The organism is Pseudomonas sp. G7(2022) (assembly GCF_052660475.1).
The window spans coordinates 2105129-2122171 of the sequence record NZ_CP109659.1 but is presented as its reverse complement, the minus strand read 5'-3'; the positions used below and the strand labels follow the sequence as shown (position 1 = coordinate 2122171).

11 protein-coding genes are annotated in these 17043 nt (G+C 62.8%); 8 read left to right on the top strand and 3 right to left on the bottom strand.

What is annotated here, in order from left to right; genetic code table 11:
* Positions 1–337: 337 nt before the first annotated feature.
* Both NE357_RS09505 and NE357_RS09500 read right to left on the bottom strand, forming a co-directional pair.
* Positions 338–1675 carry a lysine N(6)-hydroxylase/L-ornithine N(5)-oxygenase family protein gene (locus NE357_RS09505; protein WP_169429622.1) on the bottom strand — a complete coding sequence of 446 codons (1338 nt, stop codon included), beginning with the start codon at positions 1673–1675 and terminating at the stop codon, positions 338–340.
* A 134-nt stretch (positions 1676–1809) separates the two neighbouring features.
* Positions 1810–2292, bottom strand: coding sequence for a sigma-70 family RNA polymerase sigma factor (locus NE357_RS09500; RefSeq protein ID WP_169429621.1), 483 nt, complete (start codon positions 2290–2292; stop codon positions 1810–1812).
* A 334-nt stretch (positions 2293–2626) separates the two neighbouring features.
* On the opposite strand from NE357_RS09500, the gene NE357_RS09495 reads away from it, so the two are divergent.
* From NE357_RS09495 to NE357_RS09485, 3 genes are read left to right on the top strand one after another with little or no spacing between them, the layout of a single operon-like run.
* A complete protein-coding gene (locus NE357_RS09495) occupies positions 2627–3799 on the top strand; it encodes an efflux RND transporter periplasmic adaptor subunit (RefSeq protein WP_169429620.1) in 1173 nt (390 codons plus the stop codon).
* Positions 3800–5773, top strand: a complete 1974-nt coding sequence (locus NE357_RS09490) for a MacB family efflux pump subunit (RefSeq protein ID WP_169429619.1) — start codon at positions 3800–3802, stop codon at positions 5771–5773. It abuts the gene before it with no gap.
* A 7-nt stretch (positions 5774–5780) separates the two neighbouring features.
* Positions 5781–7175 (top strand): efflux transporter outer membrane subunit, encoded by a 1395-nt coding sequence (locus tag NE357_RS09485; protein WP_169429618.1) that lies wholly within the window; start codon positions 5781–5783, stop codon positions 7173–7175.
* Positions 7176–7234: 59 nt separating this feature from the next.
* On the opposite strand, the gene pvdP is transcribed toward NE357_RS09485, so the two are convergent.
* Complete coding sequence (pvdP, locus tag NE357_RS09480) at positions 7235–8854, bottom strand: pyoverdine maturation tyrosinase PvdP (protein WP_169429617.1); 1620 nt, start codon at positions 8852–8854, stop codon at positions 7235–7237.
* A 174-nt stretch (positions 8855–9028) separates the two neighbouring features.
* Here pvdP and pvdM point away from each other — a divergent pair, with 174 nt between their 5' ends.
* From pvdM to NE357_RS09455, 5 genes are all read left to right on the top strand, one after another.
* Complete coding sequence (gene pvdM / locus NE357_RS09475) at positions 9029–10399, top strand: pyoverdine-tailoring dipeptidase-like protein PvdM (protein ID WP_169429616.1); 1371 nt, start codon at positions 9029–9031, stop codon at positions 10397–10399.
* Positions 10396–11676, top strand: coding sequence for a pyoverdine-tailoring periplasmic protein PvdN (pvdN, locus tag NE357_RS09470; RefSeq protein WP_169429615.1), 1281 nt, complete (start codon positions 10396–10398; stop codon positions 11674–11676). Before pvdM ends, pvdN begins: the two co-directional genes overlap by 4 nt.
* A gap of 32 nt (positions 11677–11708) precedes the next feature.
* Positions 11709–12617, top strand: coding sequence for a dihydropyoverdine dehydrogenase (gene pvdO / locus NE357_RS09465; RefSeq protein ID WP_169429614.1), 909 nt, complete (start codon positions 11709–11711; stop codon positions 12615–12617).
* A gap of 147 nt (positions 12618–12764) precedes the next feature.
* The gene (locus NE357_RS09460) at positions 12765–14414 is read left to right on the top strand and encodes a cyclic peptide export ABC transporter (RefSeq protein ID WP_169429613.1); all 1650 of its coding nucleotides are present in this window, start codon (positions 12765–12767) and stop codon (positions 14412–14414) included.
* A gap of 116 nt (positions 14415–14530) precedes the next feature.
* The gene (locus NE357_RS09455; protein ID WP_169429612.1) at positions 14531–16990 is read left to right on the top strand and encodes a TonB-dependent siderophore receptor; all 2460 of its coding nucleotides are present in this window, start codon (positions 14531–14533) and stop codon (positions 16988–16990) included.
* The last annotated feature ends 53 nt before the right edge of the window (positions 16991–17043 follow it).

The following is a 17043-nucleotide window of genomic DNA, read 5'->3' as shown; positions in this document are numbered from 1 at the left end:
TCAGCGTCGATGAGAAGGACTTCGGGACAGGGTCTCAACTGACCATGATCGGGATGCCGCTGCTCGCTGTTCGGCGAGACAACGGCACAAAGGAATGCGCGTTATCTTGCCGAGAATCTGCCGGTTACAAGGACCGGCCGACAACTGTCACTCGAACAAGTACCCACTGTGGGTCTCCGCTATTGATGAAAACGCGCGAAGCTTACGCCCCGATGTCTGGAGAGTAAACCCGCAAAAAGAAGTGTGTCGGGGAATGTGGCGGGTGTTCAGGAAGGGTTCAGGATTGCCTTCAGGATCGTTCCCACGCAGCGTGGGAACGATCAGGCTGAAAGGACGATCAGCTGGCGGTGGCCAGCAACAGATCCATCACCGAACGGCTGTGCCCACGGTTTTTTCCGTGCTCATACAGCGAGCCGGCAATTTCGTCCGCGCGGATCGGCAGGATCGACAACAGCGTATCGCTCAGACCATGGCTGGCCTGGCAGAAGCCCTGCATGTACAGACCGGCCTTGCAGCGCTCGTCGGTGATCAGTTTGTAGTTGCGATCGACCTCGAAGTCACCCAGGTACTCTTCCAGCGGCGCCAGCAGTTTGCGGTGCATCTGACGCTCGTAACCGGTGGCCAGCACCACGGCGTCGTAGACACGCACGGTGACTTCACCGGTGGCGTTGTTGCGCACCGCCAGTTCGATGCCGCGTTCGGTGGCGGTGGCTTTCTCGACGGTGGTCAGGGTGCGGAACGCATGACGCGCAACACCGGAGACTTTCTGACGATAGAAGATGCCGTAGATGCGCTCGATCAGGTCAATGTCCACCACCGAGTAGTTGGTGTTGTGGTACTCGTTGACCAGACGCTCACGCTCGCTGCTCTTCTGCTGGAAGATCAGGTCGGTGAATTCCGGCGAGAACACTTCGTTGACGAACGGGCTGTCGTCCGCCGGTTTCAGGGCCGAGCCGCGCAGGATCATGTCGACCTGCACCGACGGGAACGAATCGTTCAGGTCGATGAAGGCTTCCGCCGCGCTCTGACCACCGCCGATGATCGCAATGCTCATCGGTTTGTTGTTCACGCACGGCTGCCTGGCCATCTCGGCCAGGTACTGCGAATGGTGGAATACCCGGGCATCGCCCTTGAGCGCCTTGAAGGATTCAGGAATGCGCGGCGTACCGCCGGCGCTGACCACCACCGAACGCGCAGTGCGGACGAATTGCTGGCCGTCCGTCCCACGGGAAATCACCCGCAGCGCTTCGACCTGATGGTTGTGCAGCACGGGCTCGATGGTCAGCACTTCTTCGCCATAACGGCTCTGTTCGGTGAACTGCGCGGCGACCCAGCGCAGATAGTCGTTGTACTCCATGCGGCATGGGTAAAAGGTGCCGAGGTTGATGAAGTCCACCAGACGACCGTGATGCTTGAGGTAATTGACGAACGAATACGGGCTCGTCGGATTGCGCAGGGTCACCAGATCCTTGAGGAAGGAAATCTGCAACTCGCTCTGAGTCGACAGGGTGTTGCCGTGCCAGCTGTAGGTCGGTTGCTTGTCGAGAAACAGCACATCCAGCTCGCCCAGGGTCGGGGCTCGCTCCTGCAGAGCGATGGCCAGCGCCAGGTTCGAAGGGCCGAAACCGACGCCGATCAGGTCGTGAACGATGGGCGATGCAATTGCCTGTGTCATTTCCAGTGTCCTCTGGATGAACCCCCCGAACAGCGCGGAGGAAGAGCTTGGGTGACCGGCCGGCCCGGAGCAGGACAGCAGGTCGTCTGTTGAGTAGGAACGAGGACAGTGAAATAAAATTTAACGACGACGGCTCAATGGGCATCCCATTGTTTGATTCGCAGGCGGCAATGCTTCATGGCGTTGACGATGTGCTTTTCCACCAGCGCCTTGGAAATGCCAAGGCGTTCGGCGATCTCGGGGTGCGACAGGCCCTCGATCTTGCGCAGCAGAAAACTTTCGCGACACAGCGGCGCAAGCTCGGCCAGTGCACGCTGCATCATGTCCAGGCGCTGGCCATGGTCGAGGGTGCTGTGGGGGGACGGGGTGAAAAAACGCTCCTCGCTGTCGAGCACTTCCAGGGATTCGACCTGACGCAGGGCGTTGCGCCGATGGTCGTCGATCACCAGATTCAGCGCGGTGCGATAAAGGAAGGCCCGGGGTTGTTCGATGGGCGTGTCGCTGGAACGCTCCAGCACCCGCACATAAGCGTCATGCACCACATCTTCGGCCACCTGTCGGTTGCCGAGCCTGGCGTTCAGGAAACACACCAGCTCACGATAGTAGTTTTCCAACATGACTCCCGGCCGCTTGAGTGCGGGTTCTGTCCTTGAGCACACCGTTCTGCTGAGCCGCACGAGGCAGTAGCAAGATAGTGGCAACTTGAGGTGCGTAATTTATAGTAATTCTCATATAGATTTAAAGTAGTGTTTGTCGTTGCCCGACAAATTGTGTCCGGCTATACCTTCAGATTGCTGTAACAACCTGTGTCGCCGCTTAAATTCCGTTCCGCTTTCATCGTTAACAGGACAGCTCCCCGTGTCTGCCGCGCCCTGCGGCAGCGTTCAACGGTGCCCGATCCTGTGCATGCGTGCTGAACGACGGGCCGATTTCCACTGGCCGGAACCCTGCATGAAACGTCCCCGCCCCGCCCGACGCGCCCTGCTCGCAGCCCTTTGTCTGATCCCCGTCGCGGCCTACGCCGCCTGGCAGATCCTGCCGCCCGGCCGGGACAAATTCGCCACGGTGCAAGTGACCCGTGGCGATATCGAAAGCAGCGTCACCGCACTCGGCACCCTGCAACCTCGGCGTTATGTGGACGTCGGCGCTCAGGCGTCGGGGCAGATCCAGAAGATCCACGTGGAAGTCGGCGATGTGGTCAAGGAAGGCCAACTGTTGGTGGAGATCGACCCCTCGACCCAGAAAGCCAAACTCGACGCCGGACGTTTTTCCATCGAAAACCTCAAGGCCCAGTTGCAGGAACAGAAGGCACAGCACGAACTGGCACAGCAGAAATACCAGCGCCAGCAGCATCTCGCCGCCGGTGGTGCCACCCGTGAGGAGGATGTGCAGACCGCCCGCGCCGAACTGAAAGCCACCCAGGCGCGCATCGACATGTTCCAGGCGCAGATCCGTCAGGCCGAAGCCAGCCTGCGCAGCGATCAGGCCGAACTCGGCTACACCCGCATTTATGCGCCGATGGCCGGCACCGTGGTTGCTCTCGATGCGCGCGAAGGCCAGACCCTCAACGCGCAACAGCAGACACCGCTGATCCTGCGCATCGCCAAGCTGTCGCCGATGACCGTGTGGGCGGAGGTTTCCGAAGCCGACATCGGCCACGTCAAACCGGGCATGACCGCCTACTTCACCACCCTCAGTGGCGGCCACCGGCGCTGGAGCAGCACCGTGCGGCAAATTCTGCCAGTGCCGCCCAAGCCGCTGGACCAGACCAGCCAGGGCGGCGGCAGTCCCGCCAGTTCCAGCAAAAGTGGCAGCGCCCGGGTGGTGCTGTACACCGTGCTGCTGGATGTCGACAACTCCGACAATGCCTTGATGGCGGAAATGACCACCCAGGTGTTCTTCGTCGCCAGTCAGGCAAAAGACGTCCTCACCGCACCGGTCGCCGCCCTGCAAGGCACTGCCACGGCAAACCGGCAGACCGCCCAGGTGATCGCCGCCAATGGCGAGATTCAGTTTCGCGAAGTGCACACCGGCATCAGCGATCGCTTGAAAGTCCAGGTACTGGAAGGCTTGAGTGAAGGCGATCACCTGTTGGTCGGCCCGGCCGATGGCAGCGGAGGCTGAATGCAGACGCCCCTGATCGACCTGCAGGACATCCGCAAATCCTACGGCGGCGGCGACGCACCTGAAGTGCATGTGTTGCGCGGGATCGACCTGTCGATCCACGCCGGAGAATTCGTGGCGATTGTCGGCGCGTCCGGCTCCGGCAAATCGACCCTGATGAACATCCTCGGCTGCCTCGACCGCCCCACTTGCGGCGAATACCGCTTTGCCGGGGAAGACGTCGCCGGCCTCGACACCGATGAACTGGCCTGGCTGCGCCGCGAAGCCTTTGGATTCGTGTTCCAGGGTTATCACCTGATTCCGTCCGGTTCAGCCCAGGAAAACGTCGAGATGCCAGCAATCTATGCCGGCACACCCGCCGCCGAACGCCACGCCCGCGCCGCCGCCCTGCTCGACCGCCTCGGGCTGGCCTCGCGCACCGGCAACCGCCCACACCAGTTGTCCGGCGGTCAGCAACAACGGGTGTCGATTGCCCGGGCGTTGATGAACGGCGGCCACATCATTCTTGCCGACGAACCCACTGGCGCCCTCGACAGCCACAGCGGCAAAGAGGTCATGGCACTGCTCGACGAACTGGCGAGTCAGGGCCACGTGGTCATCCTGATCACCCACGACCGCGAAGTGGCAGCCCGGGCCAAGCGCATCATCGAGATCCGCGACGGCCTGATCATCAGCGACAGCGCCCGGGACAATCCCGAAGCCCAGACCACGGCCCGCCCCGGCGCCTTGCAAGCCGTCGACCTGCGCAAGCGCCTGAGCGAAGGCGCGCAAGCCTCAGGCGCCTGGAAAGGCGAGCTGGTGGACGCCCTGCATGCCGCCTGGCGGGTGATGTGGATCAACCGCTTCCGCACGGCGCTGACCCTGCTCGGGATCATCATCGGCGTAGCCTCGGTGGTGGTCATGCTTGGCGTCGGCGAAGGCAGCAAGCGCCAGGTCATGGCACAGATGGGCGCGTTCGGCTCGAACATCATTTACCTCAGCGGCTCGGCACCCAACCCGCGCACGCCACCGGGCATCGTCACCCTCGATGACGTGGCGGCGCTGGCCAGCCTGCCGCAGGTCAAGCGGATCATGCCGGTGAACGGCGCCGAGGCCGGCGTGCGTTTCGGCAACGTCGACCACCTGAGCTACGTCGGCGGCAATGACACCAACTTCCCGGCGATCTTCAACTGGCCGGTGGTCGAAGGCAGTTACTTCACCGACGCTGACGAACGCAACGCCAGCGCCGTGGCGGTGATCGGCAAGAAGGTCCGGGACAAACTGCTCAAGGATGTGCCGAACCCCATCGGCCAGTACATCCTGATCGAGAACGTGCCCTTCCAGGTAGTCGGTGTGCTTCAGGAAAAAGGCGCGAGTTCCGGCGATCAGGACAGCGATGACCGCATCGCCATCCCCTACTCCGCCGCCAGCGTCCGGCTGTTCGGCACGCGCAATCCGGAATACGTGGCCATTGCCGCGGCCGATGCGCGCAAGGTCAAGGAAACCGAACACGCCATCGAACAATTGATGCTGCGCCTGCACAACGGCAAGAAGGATTTCGAGCTGACCAACAACGCCGCGATGATCCAGGCCGAGGCGCGCACGCAAAACACCCTGTCGCTGATGCTCGGTTCGATTGCTGCCATTTCGCTGCTGGTGGGCGGGATCGGCGTGATGAACATCATGCTCATGACCGTGCGCGAACGCACCCGCGAGATCGGCATCCGCATGGCCACCGGCGCCCGGCAACGGGACATCCTGCGCCAGTTCCTCACCGAAGCGGTGATGCTCTCGGTGGTCGGCGGGATCGCCGGGATCGCCCTGGCGCTGATCGTCGGCGGCGTGCTGATGCTCAGCGAAGTCGCCGTGGCGTTTTCCTTGATGGCGGTGTTCGGCGCCTTCGGCTGCGCCCTCGTGACCGGTGTTGTCTTCGGCTTCATGCCTGCCCGCAAAGCCGCCCGGCTCGACCCGGTCACGGCCCTTACCAGTGAATGATCGCTCTATGAAACCGCGCCTCAGCCTGTTGACCGTGTGCCTGTTGCTCAGCGCCTGCGGCAGTCCCGCCCAGCGTCCCGACAGCGGCTTGCAACCGCCCACGACCTGGCAATCTCCCCACGGTGCCAGCGTCGCCCGCATCGATCCGCACTGGTGGAAACAGTTCGGCAGTCCCGAGCTCGACCGCCTGATCGAACAGGCCCGCCTCGGCAACTTCGACCTCGCGGCCGCCGTCGCCCGGGTGCGCCAGGCCCAGGCCGGCACGGTGATCGCCGGCGGCTCGCAGTTGCCGGAAATCAAGGCCGGGGCCAACGCCAATCGACAGAAACTGCTGCGCGGCAATGGCTACTCCCAGCTCGACGCGGACAGCAGCAACAAGGCTGTGGATTATTTCGATGCCAACCTGAGCGCGTCCTACGAAATCGACTTCTGGGGCGGCAAACGCGCCTCCCGCGACAGCGCGCAGTTTGCCCTGCAAGCCAGCGAGTTCGACCGGGCGACTGTGGAACTGACCTTGCTCGGCAGCGTGGCCAATACCTATGCGCAAGCCTTGTCGCTGCGTGAGCAAAGTCGCATCGCCGAACTGAACCTGACCAACGCGCAGAACGTGCTGAAACTGGTGCAGACCCGCTACGACTCAGGCTCGGCCACCGCGCTGGAACTGGCCCAGCAGAAAAGTCTGGTGGCCGCGCAACAACGGCAACTGCCGCTGGTGCAACAACAGGCCCGTGACGCCTTGATCAGCCTCGCCGCCCTGCTCGGCCGGTCGGTGCAGGAGCTGCAGACCGGCGCCGAACCGTTCGAGCGCCTGCAATGGCCGACCATCGCCGCCGGCGTGCCCAGTGACCTGCTCAGCCGTCGCCCGGACATCGCCCGCGCCGAAGCGCAACTGGCGGCGGCCGAAGCCGACGTCAAAGTCGCCCGCGCCGCCATGCTGCCGACCGTCACCCTCACCGCCCAACTGGGCTCCGGGGCCAACCAGTTCGACGACATGATTCGCAGCCCCTTCTACAACCTCACCGCCGGGCTGGTCGCACCGATCTTCAACAACGGTCGCCTGAGCGCCGAGCGCGACAAGGCCACCGCACGCCAGGAAGAACTGCTGGAAACCTATCGCGGGGCGATCATCAACGGTTTCGCCGACGTCGAAAAAGCCCTCAACGGGATTCGCGGGCTCGATGAACAGCGGCAATGGCAAAGTGAAGAACTGAATCAGGCGCAGACGGCGTTCGATATCGCCCAGCGCCGCTATCAGGCCGGCGCCGAGGATTGGCTGACGGTGCTGGAAACCCAGCGCACGCTGTACGCGGCGCAGGATCTGAATGTGCAACTGCGCCTGTCGCGCCTGCAGGCGAGCGTGGCGTTGTACAAGGCACTGGGTGGAGGCTGGCGGACGCCCTGACGGCGTCGCCTTCGCATTGCATTCGCGGGCGAGCCCGCGAATGCGCGACAACACAGTCCTCAGAACGGACTGTTCTTCGCCGTCAGATGACGCGCATACCACGGCCGTTTCGGCACTCGCCGGAACAGGCTCTCGAGCTTCTTTTCGTCCTCGCCGAAGGTGATGCGCAGCGCCAGCTTCATTGTTTCCGGGTCCATCTCCACCGACTTGCCGACCTGCAAACCCGGCACCGTGCTGCAACCGTGAGTGGTCGGACCGAGCCATGGATCCGCCACTTCGACCCAGCGGCCCGGGGCAAACCATTTCACACCGTTGACCTCGAGTCGCGTGACCTGGCCCGGATGGAAACGCTCGTGAGCGAGGAACCAGTCCTCCACCCGGTCATCGATCCAGCCATGGAACGCCCAGAACACCGGGTTCACATGAGACGAAAACGGGTCGCCGAGAAAGTCGTTTTCCGGGGCGAACCAGCGTGCGGCGAAGTCATCCAGATCCCGGGCAAACGGCACCGGTTGACCGTTGGAGGGATCGCGCGGCACCGAGGCCCAGCGCATGTGCAGCCAGTCGTGCAGGCCCAGCTCCACCTCGGAGCCGAACTGGCCCAGAGTCAGCTTCGACAGATATTGCGGATCGCGGTACTGCGACTCCCAGACCTCAAAGTTGCTCTGGTAGGTCTCGGCGGTCTTGATGTCGCTGACCCATTGCGCGTACTCGTCGTCGCCTTCGGCCAGCCAGGTCGGCGGCAGCGAGGTGCCGTCGTGGTTATCGAAGTAACGGGCGAACCCGACACGGTCGCGAATCAGTTCCGGCTGCGGCAACGGGAAGAACTGCCAGGACGGCAGATCCTGCATCGAACGCGCCGTGCCGAGCATGTGTCGGTGCATGAAGAAGAAGTCGATGCCCGAACCGTTGCGATCCTTGCGCGGACCACGGGCATCACGTTCCAGGTCGCGTGGGCCGGGCTGCCAGCCGAGGCCGCGCAAGGCATTGCGCTTGTCTTCCGACAAGGTGTGCCACTTGTCCCGCGTCGCATGCCAGACCTGGTGAAACAGCCGGTGCTCGGGCGACACCAGCCACGCCAGCAACGTCGGGTTCAACGGCGTACGCTGCCGCGCTTCCGGGAACAGGCACTTGACCGCAACGAAACGGTGATCCTGGGCCGGCAGGGCCAGCGAGCGGTCGAGACGTTGCACCGTGCCGCTGAGGGTGCCGCTGCCGGCATTGCCGAAATCGGCCCAGACCTCATCCAGAATCATGTTCAATTCGTAGTCCACACTGCCGTCGGCACCCAACAGTCGCCAACTCAGTTTTGATGCCTCGGCCCCGGCCAGATCGCCGAGAATCCGGTAACGGGGGGTGTCGGCAGAGCGCAGACGCTCCGGCGTGTCGAGAAAGCCACACACGCCCCGGCCTTTCTGGCCGATGTCGATGAATACTTCCAGGCCCTGGGTCGGCAAGCCGTCCAGGCCGGCATCCCGGCCCGTGAAGTGGATCGTCCAGACCCCGCGCAACGCGTTCGCCAGACGTTGCCCGGCCACGTCGGCGACATCGAAAGACGCCTCGCCGGGCGTGATCGTCGGGTCGGGCTTCGTCCATTCACGATGCCCGAAATAAGCTGCAGGTACGGCAGCGCCGGTCAACGCCAGGCCTGCCATGAACCATCGTCGAGAAATCCTCATTGCCCTACCTGTGTTCAGCCCTGAAGCAGGCTTTATCCAAGCTAGAACGTTTGCTGACCGAACAAATTTAAGCGCCATCAGGGCGGACTAATTTTCTGCCGCGCCCGCTCGTTCTTCCCAGATAGCAAAGGCCTCTGCGCCTGTACCTCGACGGCGAACCTGACTGAGATGGCAATGACAAAACCACGTTCGAAAAAGGCTCTATTCATCGGCCTGCCGCTGGCCCTGGCGATCAGCGCCGGTGCCGGTTTCGCGGTCTGGGATATCGGGTTCAAGGACAATCCGGGCTACCCGGTCAAAATCATGCAGCAAGCCGAAGAACTGCACGAGCACATGCTCTCGTTCGACAGCCACATCACCATCACCCAGAACTTCGGCACCACCGGCAACGAGATCGACAAGGACGGCAGCGAGCAGTTCGACCTGGTCAAGGCCAATCGCGGACGATTGTCCGGCGCGGCGCTGACGATTTTCGGCTGGCCGGAAATCTGGAACGGCCCGAACGCCCCGCACAAGCCCACCGCCGGTTTTGTCGAAGAGGCGCGCAACCAGCAGGAGATCCGCTACAAGATCCTGTCCGGCATGGTCCGCGACTTCCCCAACCAGGTCGGCATCGCCTATACCGCCAACGATTTCCGGCGCCTGCACGGCGAAGGCAAGTTCGCGATCTTCATCAGCATGCTCAACGCCTACCCGCTAGGCCATGACCTGAGCCAGCTGGACCTGTGGACGGCACGCGGCATGCGCATGTTCGGCTTCAGCTACATCGGCAACAACGACTGGGCCGACTCGTCGCGCCCGCTGCCGTTCTTCAATGACTCGCCGGACGCCCTCGACGGTCTTTCCGATATCGGCAAGCAAGCGGTCAAGCGCCTGAATGACCTGGGCGTGATCATCGACGTCTCGCAAATGTCGACCAAGGCTCTGGAGCAAGTCGCACAACTGAGCCGTACGCCGCTGGTGGCCTCGCACTCGGCACCGCGGGCCATGGTCGATATCCCGCGCAACCTCAGCGACAAGGAAATGCAGCTGATCAAAAACAGCGGCGGCGTGGTGCAGATCGTCGGCTTCTCGCAGTACCTGCGACCGCTGACCCAAGGCACTCAGGACAAGCTCAATGAGCTGCGCAAGCGCTTCGACCTGCCGCCGCTGCCGAACCTGGCCGTGGCTCTGATGCCAGGCGATCCGATCATCTCCGCCTGGTCCGAACAGAAGTTCGGCGAGTATGCCGGCCAGCTCTACGCGATCCTCGAAGAAGAGCCCAAAGCCAGCCTCAAGGACCTGGGCGACGCCATCGATTACACCGTGCGCAAGATCGGCATCGACCACGTCGGCATCAGCTCGGACTTCAACGAAGGTGGCGGCGTCAAAGGCTGGGAGAACGTCGGCGAGATCCGCAACGTCACCGCTGAACTGCTGTCGCGCGGCTATTCCGAAGCGGACATCGCCAAGCTCTGGGGCGGCAATTTCCTGCGGGTCTGGGATCAGGTCGAGAAATCCGCCAGACCGGCGATCGCTTCGAACCGGGAAGTCGCCAGGCCATGAGCAACCGTCGTGACTTTCTGAAGCAGGCCGGGCTTCTCGCCGCGGCCTTGCCGCTGGGCGCGAGCCTGCCGAACATCGCCAGTGCTTCGACCGCCGCCGCGCTGCCACGCAACAAGTGGGCGCAGTTGCAGCAGTTGTTCGATCAGGATCCGGCCTGGCTGCACTTTTCCAACTTCCTCGTCACCAGCCACCCGCGCCCGGTGCGCGAAGCAATCGAGATGCACCGCGCCGCCCTCGACAAAAACCCGGGGCTGGCGATGGACTGGGACCACGGCGTCACCGAAAAACGGGAAGAGGACGTGCGCGCCTGGGCCGGCAAATACGTGCAGGCCGATGCCCGGCAGATTGCCCTGACCGGCAGCACCACCGAAGGGCTGGCGATGATTTACGGCGGTGTCCAGGTACGCGCCGATCAGGAAATCCTCACCACCGAACACGAACACTACGCGACCCACACCATCCTCGAACTGCGCACCCAGCGTGACGGCACCAAGGTGCGCAAGATCCGTCTGTTCAACGATCCGTACCCGATCAGCAAGCAAGAGCTGCTGGCGAATATCGACCGCAGCATCCGCCCGCAGACCCGCGTGCTCGGCATGTGCTGGGTGCATTCGGGCAGCGGCGTGAAACTGCCGCTGGCCGACATCGGTGCGCTGGTCGACAAACACAACCGTGGCCGCAGCGAAGCCGACCGCATCGTGTATGTCGTCGACGGCGTGCACGGTTTCGGTGTGGAAGACGTGAACTTCCCGGCGATGAACTGCGATTTCTTCATCGCCGGCACCCACAAATGGATGTTCGGCCCCCGCGGCACCGGGATCGTGGTCAGCCGCACGGCGGACGTGAAATACGTCACACCGATCATCCCGACCTTTTCCGAGGCCGAACACTTCTCCACCACCATGACGCCGGGCGGCTACCACTCGTTCGAGCATCGCTGGGCGCTGACCGAGGCGTTCAAGTTGCACCTGCAACTGGGCAAGGCCGACGTGCAGGCGCGCATTCATGAGCTCAACAGCTACCTGAAAAAACGCCTGTTGCAGCGTCCACAGATCGAACTGGTCACGCCGTTGAGCCCGGAATTTTCCGCCGGGTTCACCTTCTTCCGGGTCAAGGGCAAGGACTGCGACAAGATCGCCGCGCACCTGATGGCCAACAAGGTGGTAGCCGATGCCGTGGAGCGCGATGTCGGCCCGGTGATCCGCACTGCACCGGGCCTGCTCAACGACGAGGCCCAGATCGATCGCCTGCTGGCCGTACTGGATCAGGCGCTGTGAGCCGAACCTTTTTCCTTTTGACGAGACTCGAAATGAACAGTGAACTGCCTCGTTCTGCCCTGAAAACCCTGCCGGCGCTGATGTTCGCCGCCCTCGCCGCCAGCCTGCTGCCGAACGCTGTGCAGGCCGCCACCCCGCCAGCACCGGGCAAAGTGTTCAAGGACTGCAAGGACTGCCCGGAAATGGTCGTGCTGCCCACCGGCACGTTCACCATGGGCACGCCGGAAGACGAAGTCGGCCGTGAGCCCGACGAAGGCCCGATGCACCCGGTAACGTTCGCCAAACCGCTGGCGATCAGCCGCTTCCAGGTACTCAAGGGCGAATGGTTCGCCTACCTCAAGGACACCGGCTACCCAATGCCCGACGGCGATGATCGCCCGGGGCGCGCATGCAAGGCCGGGGTTCCGGACTACGCCGGCAGCGACCCGCGCAAGCAGTACACCGACAGGCACCCGGCGGTGTGCATGGACTTCGCCGAGGCCAACGCCTACGTGGCCTGGCTGTCGAAAAAAACCGGCAAGCCATATCGACTGGTCAGTGAATCCCTGCGTGAATACGCCGCCCGCGGCGGCACCACTGGCCCGTTCCCCTTCCCGTTCGATGAGGGCAAGGAATACAGCATCGCCAAACATGCCAACACCTACGGCGCAGCCGACGGCTACAACTTCACCGCGCCGGCCGGCAGCTTCCCGCCCAACGCCTTCGGTGTGTACGACATGCACGGCAACGTCTACGAATGGACCGCCGATTGCTACAACGACAACTACGAAGGCGCTCCGAGCGATGGCAGCGCCTGGCTGACCGGCAAATGCGAATTCAAGCGCATCCGCGGCAACGACTGGGGCGAAGCGCCGGTGTTCTCGCGCTCCGGCAACCGCAATGCGCTGGTGCCGACCGAGCGCGGCGACTGGATCGGTTTCCGGGTCGCGCGGGATCTGTAACGCCCCGTCGCCACGCTAAATTAACCCTCCCGCCAGTCGTTCTAAAGATGGCGCGATCCATTGCGACGCGCCACTGCCCTCTACGTCACCCAGGCGACGCCCGCAGCCGATGCCGGCCTTCGCCGCTCTTTCACGCAGGGAACCTCCATGAGCAAACCAACACGCGGGGTGATCAATGAATTGTTCGCCCTGCTCAAACCCTTTCGGCTGATCGTTGCCGGGTCGATCCTGCTCGGCATGGTCGGCGGCCTGAGCGTCACGGCGCTGCTGGCGACGATCAACACCGCACTGCACTCCGAAGCCGGCCTGACCAGCAACGTGGTCGCGGTGTTCGCCGGGCTGTGCCTGCTGGCCCTGGCCAGTTCGATCTTTTCCGACATCGGCACCAACTTCGTCGGCCAGCACATCATCGCCAGGCTGCGCAAAGAGCTGGGCGAAAAAGTGTTGTCGGCACCCATCGAGCAGATCGAGCGCTACCGCAGTCATCGGCTGATCCCGGTGCTGACCCACGACGTCGACACCATCAGCGACTTTGCTTTCGCCTTCTCGCCGCTGGCCATTTCCATGACCGTCACCCTCGGCTGCATGGGTTACCTGGCGATGCTGTCGTGGCCGATGTTCCTGATGATGGTGGTGGCGGTCCTGATCGGCACAATCATCCAGTACATCGCTCAGGGCCGTGGCATGCAGGGTTTCATGAAAGCCCGCGACCATGAAGACGACCTGCAAAAGCACTACAACGCGATTGCCGAAGGCGCCAAGGAACTGCGCATCCACCGTCCGCGTCGCCACCGCATGTTCGTTTCGGGCATCCAGACCACCGCCGACCAGATCTGCGACACCCAGGTGCGCTCGGTGAACATCTATGTGGTCGCCAAGACCCTCGGCTCGATGTTGTTCTTTGTGGTGATCGGCCTGGCGCTGGCCCTGCAATCGCTGTGGCCGAGCGCCGACAAAGCGGTGATGAGCGGCTTCGTGCTGGTGCTGCTGTACATGAAAGGTCCGCTGGAACATGTCATGGCGGCTTTGCCGATTGTGGGCCGCGCGCAGATCGCGTTCCGGCGGATCGCCGAGTTGTCCGAGCAATTCTCCTCACCCGAGCCGCACTTGCTGCTCAGCGATCAGGGCAATAAAAAAACACCCGTGCACAGCCTGGAACTGGCCGATGTCTCGTACAGCTTCCCGACCGTGGAAGGCGCTGCGCCGTTCCGTCTGGGCCCGGTGAACCTGAAGATCGATCAGGGCGACATCATTTTCATCGTCGGTGAAAACGGCTGCGGCAAGACCACCCTGATCAAACTGCTGCTGGGCCTGTATGCGCCACAGCAGGGTGAAATCCGCCTCAACGACCAGGTCGTGACCGCCCTCACCCGCGACGACTATCGCCAGTTGTTTACCACGATCTTCGCCGACTATTACCTGTTCGATGACGTGGTGCAGGGCGACACGCCTATTCCGAGAGACGCCAACCAATACCTCGAGCGCCTGGAAATCGCGCACAAGGTCAGCGTGCGCGACGGTGCATTCACCACCACCGATCTGTCGACCGGCCAGCGCAAGCGTCTGGCGTTGATCAATGCGTGGCTGGAAGAGCGTCCGGTGCTGGTGTTCGACGAATGGGCCGCCGACCAGGACCCGACGTTCCGGCGGATTTTCTACACCGAACTGCTGCCGGACCTGAAGCGTCTGGGCAAGACCATCATCGTCATTTCCCACGACGATCGTTACTTCGACGTCGCCGACCAACTGGTGCGCATGAACGCCGGCAAAGTGGTCACCGAGCTGCAACCCGCCTGATTGTGAAAAATCTGTAAAAAAGTGCGTTGAGCCTTTCCGGTTTTCGGAGGGCTCAACGTCTTACTAACAGTTAATAGAAATAGTTCTCAGTCAACACTTTGAAGAGTAGAAGAACAATGCCCGCACCGCACGGACTCCACCCGCTCGCCAAGGCTCTGCTGATCCGCCGCTCCTTGCGCACCACCCTTCCAGCCCTTTGCGCCATGGCATTGACCCTGCCGGTGATCGGTCAGGCGCAGGCCGCAGCGGTGACGATCAATATTGCGGCACAGTCGCTGGGGAGCGCGCTGCAGGAATTCGGCCGCCAGACCAATCTACAAGTGCTGTACAGCCCGGACGACGTCAGCGGCCTGCGCAGCACCGCTGTCAGTGGCAACCTGGAGCCGACCGCCGCCATCGCGCAATTGCTTCAGGGCACCGACATCGCCTACAGCGTGCAGGGCAACAATGTTTCCTTGCGTGCCCGCAGCAGCGGCGCGAGCCTTGACCTGGCGCCGACCAGCATCACCGCCGCCCAGGAGTCAGCGTGGGGCCCGGTTGACGGCATTGTTGCAAAACGCAGCGCCACCGGCTCCAAGACCGATACCGCGCTGAAGGAAATCCCGCAGACCATCAACGTCGTCACGCAAGACGAAATCAAGATGCGCGGTTCGCAGTCGGTCACCGAAGCCCTGCGCTACACCGCGGGCATGACCGGCGGCGGCTTCTCCGACCGGGTGAAGATCTTCGACGAACCGACCTCCCGGGGTTTCTCGCCAACGCCGCTGTACCTCGACGGCCTGCACCTGCCTTACGGCGGCGGCAGCACCGGCGGCTCGTTGCAGATCGACCCATACAGCCTGGAGCGCATCGAAGTGCTCAAGGGCCCGGCGTCGGTGCTCTACGGCCAGAACCAGCCAGGCGGCATCGTCAACATGGTCGGCAAGCGTCCGACGGCCACGCCTCTGCACGAAGTGATCATTGGTGGCGGCAGCTATGACCGCAAATACGGCGCCTTCGACCTCGGCGGCCCGCTCGACGATCAGGGTGAGTTTCTCTATCGCCTGACCGGTGTGGTCAACGACAGCAACTCGCAGATCGACTACGCCGACCAGAAACGCATGATGCTCGCGCCCAGCCTGACCTGGCTGCCGAACGACCGCACCAGCATCACCCTGTACGGCCAGTACCAGAAAGACCACGACACCCCGGAAGCCCAGGGCCTGCCGGCCAACGGCACCGTGTACCGCACCGCCAACGGTCGCATCAGCCGCAGCCTGTTCCTCGGCGAGCCGAATGTGAACAAGTACGACCGCGAGCAGTTCGTGCTCGGTTACGAGATTTCCCACGAACTCAACGACGTCTGGACCCTCAAGCAGAACGCCCGTTACGCGCAACTCAACGACCGTTACATCGCGCCGCTGCACGGCTACTCCTTCGAACCGAATCCGGTCACCGGCGCCGACGACGAACGTCGCCAGACCCGCTTCGGTGTGGACTGGGCCCAGGACAACAAGGTCTACGGCATCGATAACATCGCCCAGGCCAAGTTCAAGACCGGCGAGCTGGATCACACCCTGCTGCTGGGTGTCGACTACTACCAGTACAATTCCAAGTTCCTCGGCCGTTATGACCGTCAGGGCCCGGCCATCGACCTGTACAACCCGGTCTACGGCAGCCAGTTCAACTTCCGCCAGCCTTACCGTTGGGACAACACGGTCAAGCAGACCGGCCTGTACACCCAGGACCAGATGCGCTGGAACCAGTGGTTCCTGACCGTCGGCGGTCGCTACGACTTCGCCGAAACCATCAACAAGGAACCGCTGGGCGGCAACCGCTCGAACATCAAGGACGAGAAGTTCACCGGTCGTGCAGGCCTTGGCTACGAGTTCGAAAACGGCCTGACACCGTACGTGAGCTACGCCGAATCGTTCCTGCCACAGACCGGTGCCGACATGAACGGCCGTCCGTTCGAGCCGACCGAGGGCAAACAGTACGAAGTCGGCGTCAAGTACGAGCCAGGCTTCGTCGACGGTTTCATCCAGCTGTCGGCCTATCAGATCGATCAGAGCAACATGCTGACCAACGACCTGAACAACCCGGGCTTCAGCAGCCAGAGCGGTTCGGTGCGTTCGCGCGGCGTGGAACTGGAAGGCAAGGTCAACGTGACCCAGAACCTGCGTGTGCTGGCCTCGGTGTCGCGCAACCAGATCAAGTGGCGCAGCGTCAACGACGGTCGCGAAGGTCGCACCCTGGCCATGAGCCCACCACTGACCGCGTCGGCGTGGATCAACTACGACTTCGACCAGTCGACTTCGCTGGCCGGTCTGGGCATGGGCCTGGGCACACGCTACGTGCGCAGCAGCTATGGCTCGGACTACGAGGAAGACTCCTTCCAGATCCCGTCCTACACCGTGTATGACGCCATGATTTCCTACGACCTGGAAAAATCGCCACTGCACGTCAAAGGCGTGAAAGTGAAGATGAACCTGGAAAACCTCGCCGACAAAAAGTACGTCGCCAGCTGCAACAGCACCCTGGACTGCTACTACGGCGAAGGCCGGACCATGACCGCCGACGTGACCTACAACTGGTAACACGTTCAGCACCCGACAAGACGCCGGCATTTGCCGGCGTTTTGCTGCCTGCC

Excerpts from the sequence above, each read along its gene's own strand:
- pvdN (WP_169429615.1), top strand. The coding sequence starts at position 10,396 with ATGAGCAACCGTCGTGACTTTCTGAAGCAGGCCGGGCTTCTCGCCGCG.
- NE357_RS09495 (WP_169429620.1), top strand. The coding sequence starts at position 2,627 with ATGAAACGTCCCCGCCCCGCCCGACGCGCCCTGCTCGCAGCCCTTTGT.
- NE357_RS09490 (WP_169429619.1), top strand. The coding sequence starts at position 3,800 with ATGCAGACGCCCCTGATCGACCTGCAGGACATCCGCAAATCCTACGGC.
- NE357_RS09460 (WP_169429613.1), top strand. The coding sequence starts at position 12,765 with ATGAGCAAACCAACACGCGGGGTGATCAATGAATTGTTCGCCCTGCTC.
- NE357_RS09505 (WP_169429622.1), bottom strand. The coding sequence starts at position 1,675 with ATGACACAGGCAATTGCATCGCCCATCGTTCACGACCTGATCGGCGTC.
- pvdP (WP_169429617.1), bottom strand. The coding sequence starts at position 8,854 with ATGAGGATTTCTCGACGATGGTTCATGGCAGGCCTGGCGTTGACCGGC.
- pvdM (WP_169429616.1), top strand. The coding sequence starts at position 9,029 with ATGACAAAACCACGTTCGAAAAAGGCTCTATTCATCGGCCTGCCGCTG.
- NE357_RS09455 (WP_169429612.1), top strand. The coding sequence starts at position 14,531 with ATGCCCGCACCGCACGGACTCCACCCGCTCGCCAAGGCTCTGCTGATC.
- NE357_RS09500 (WP_169429621.1), bottom strand. The coding sequence starts at position 2,292 with ATGTTGGAAAACTACTATCGTGAGCTGGTGTGTTTCCTGAACGCCAGG.
- pvdO (WP_169429614.1), top strand. The coding sequence starts at position 11,709 with ATGAACAGTGAACTGCCTCGTTCTGCCCTGAAAACCCTGCCGGCGCTG.
- NE357_RS09485 (WP_169429618.1), top strand. The coding sequence starts at position 5,781 with ATGAAACCGCGCCTCAGCCTGTTGACCGTGTGCCTGTTGCTCAGCGCC.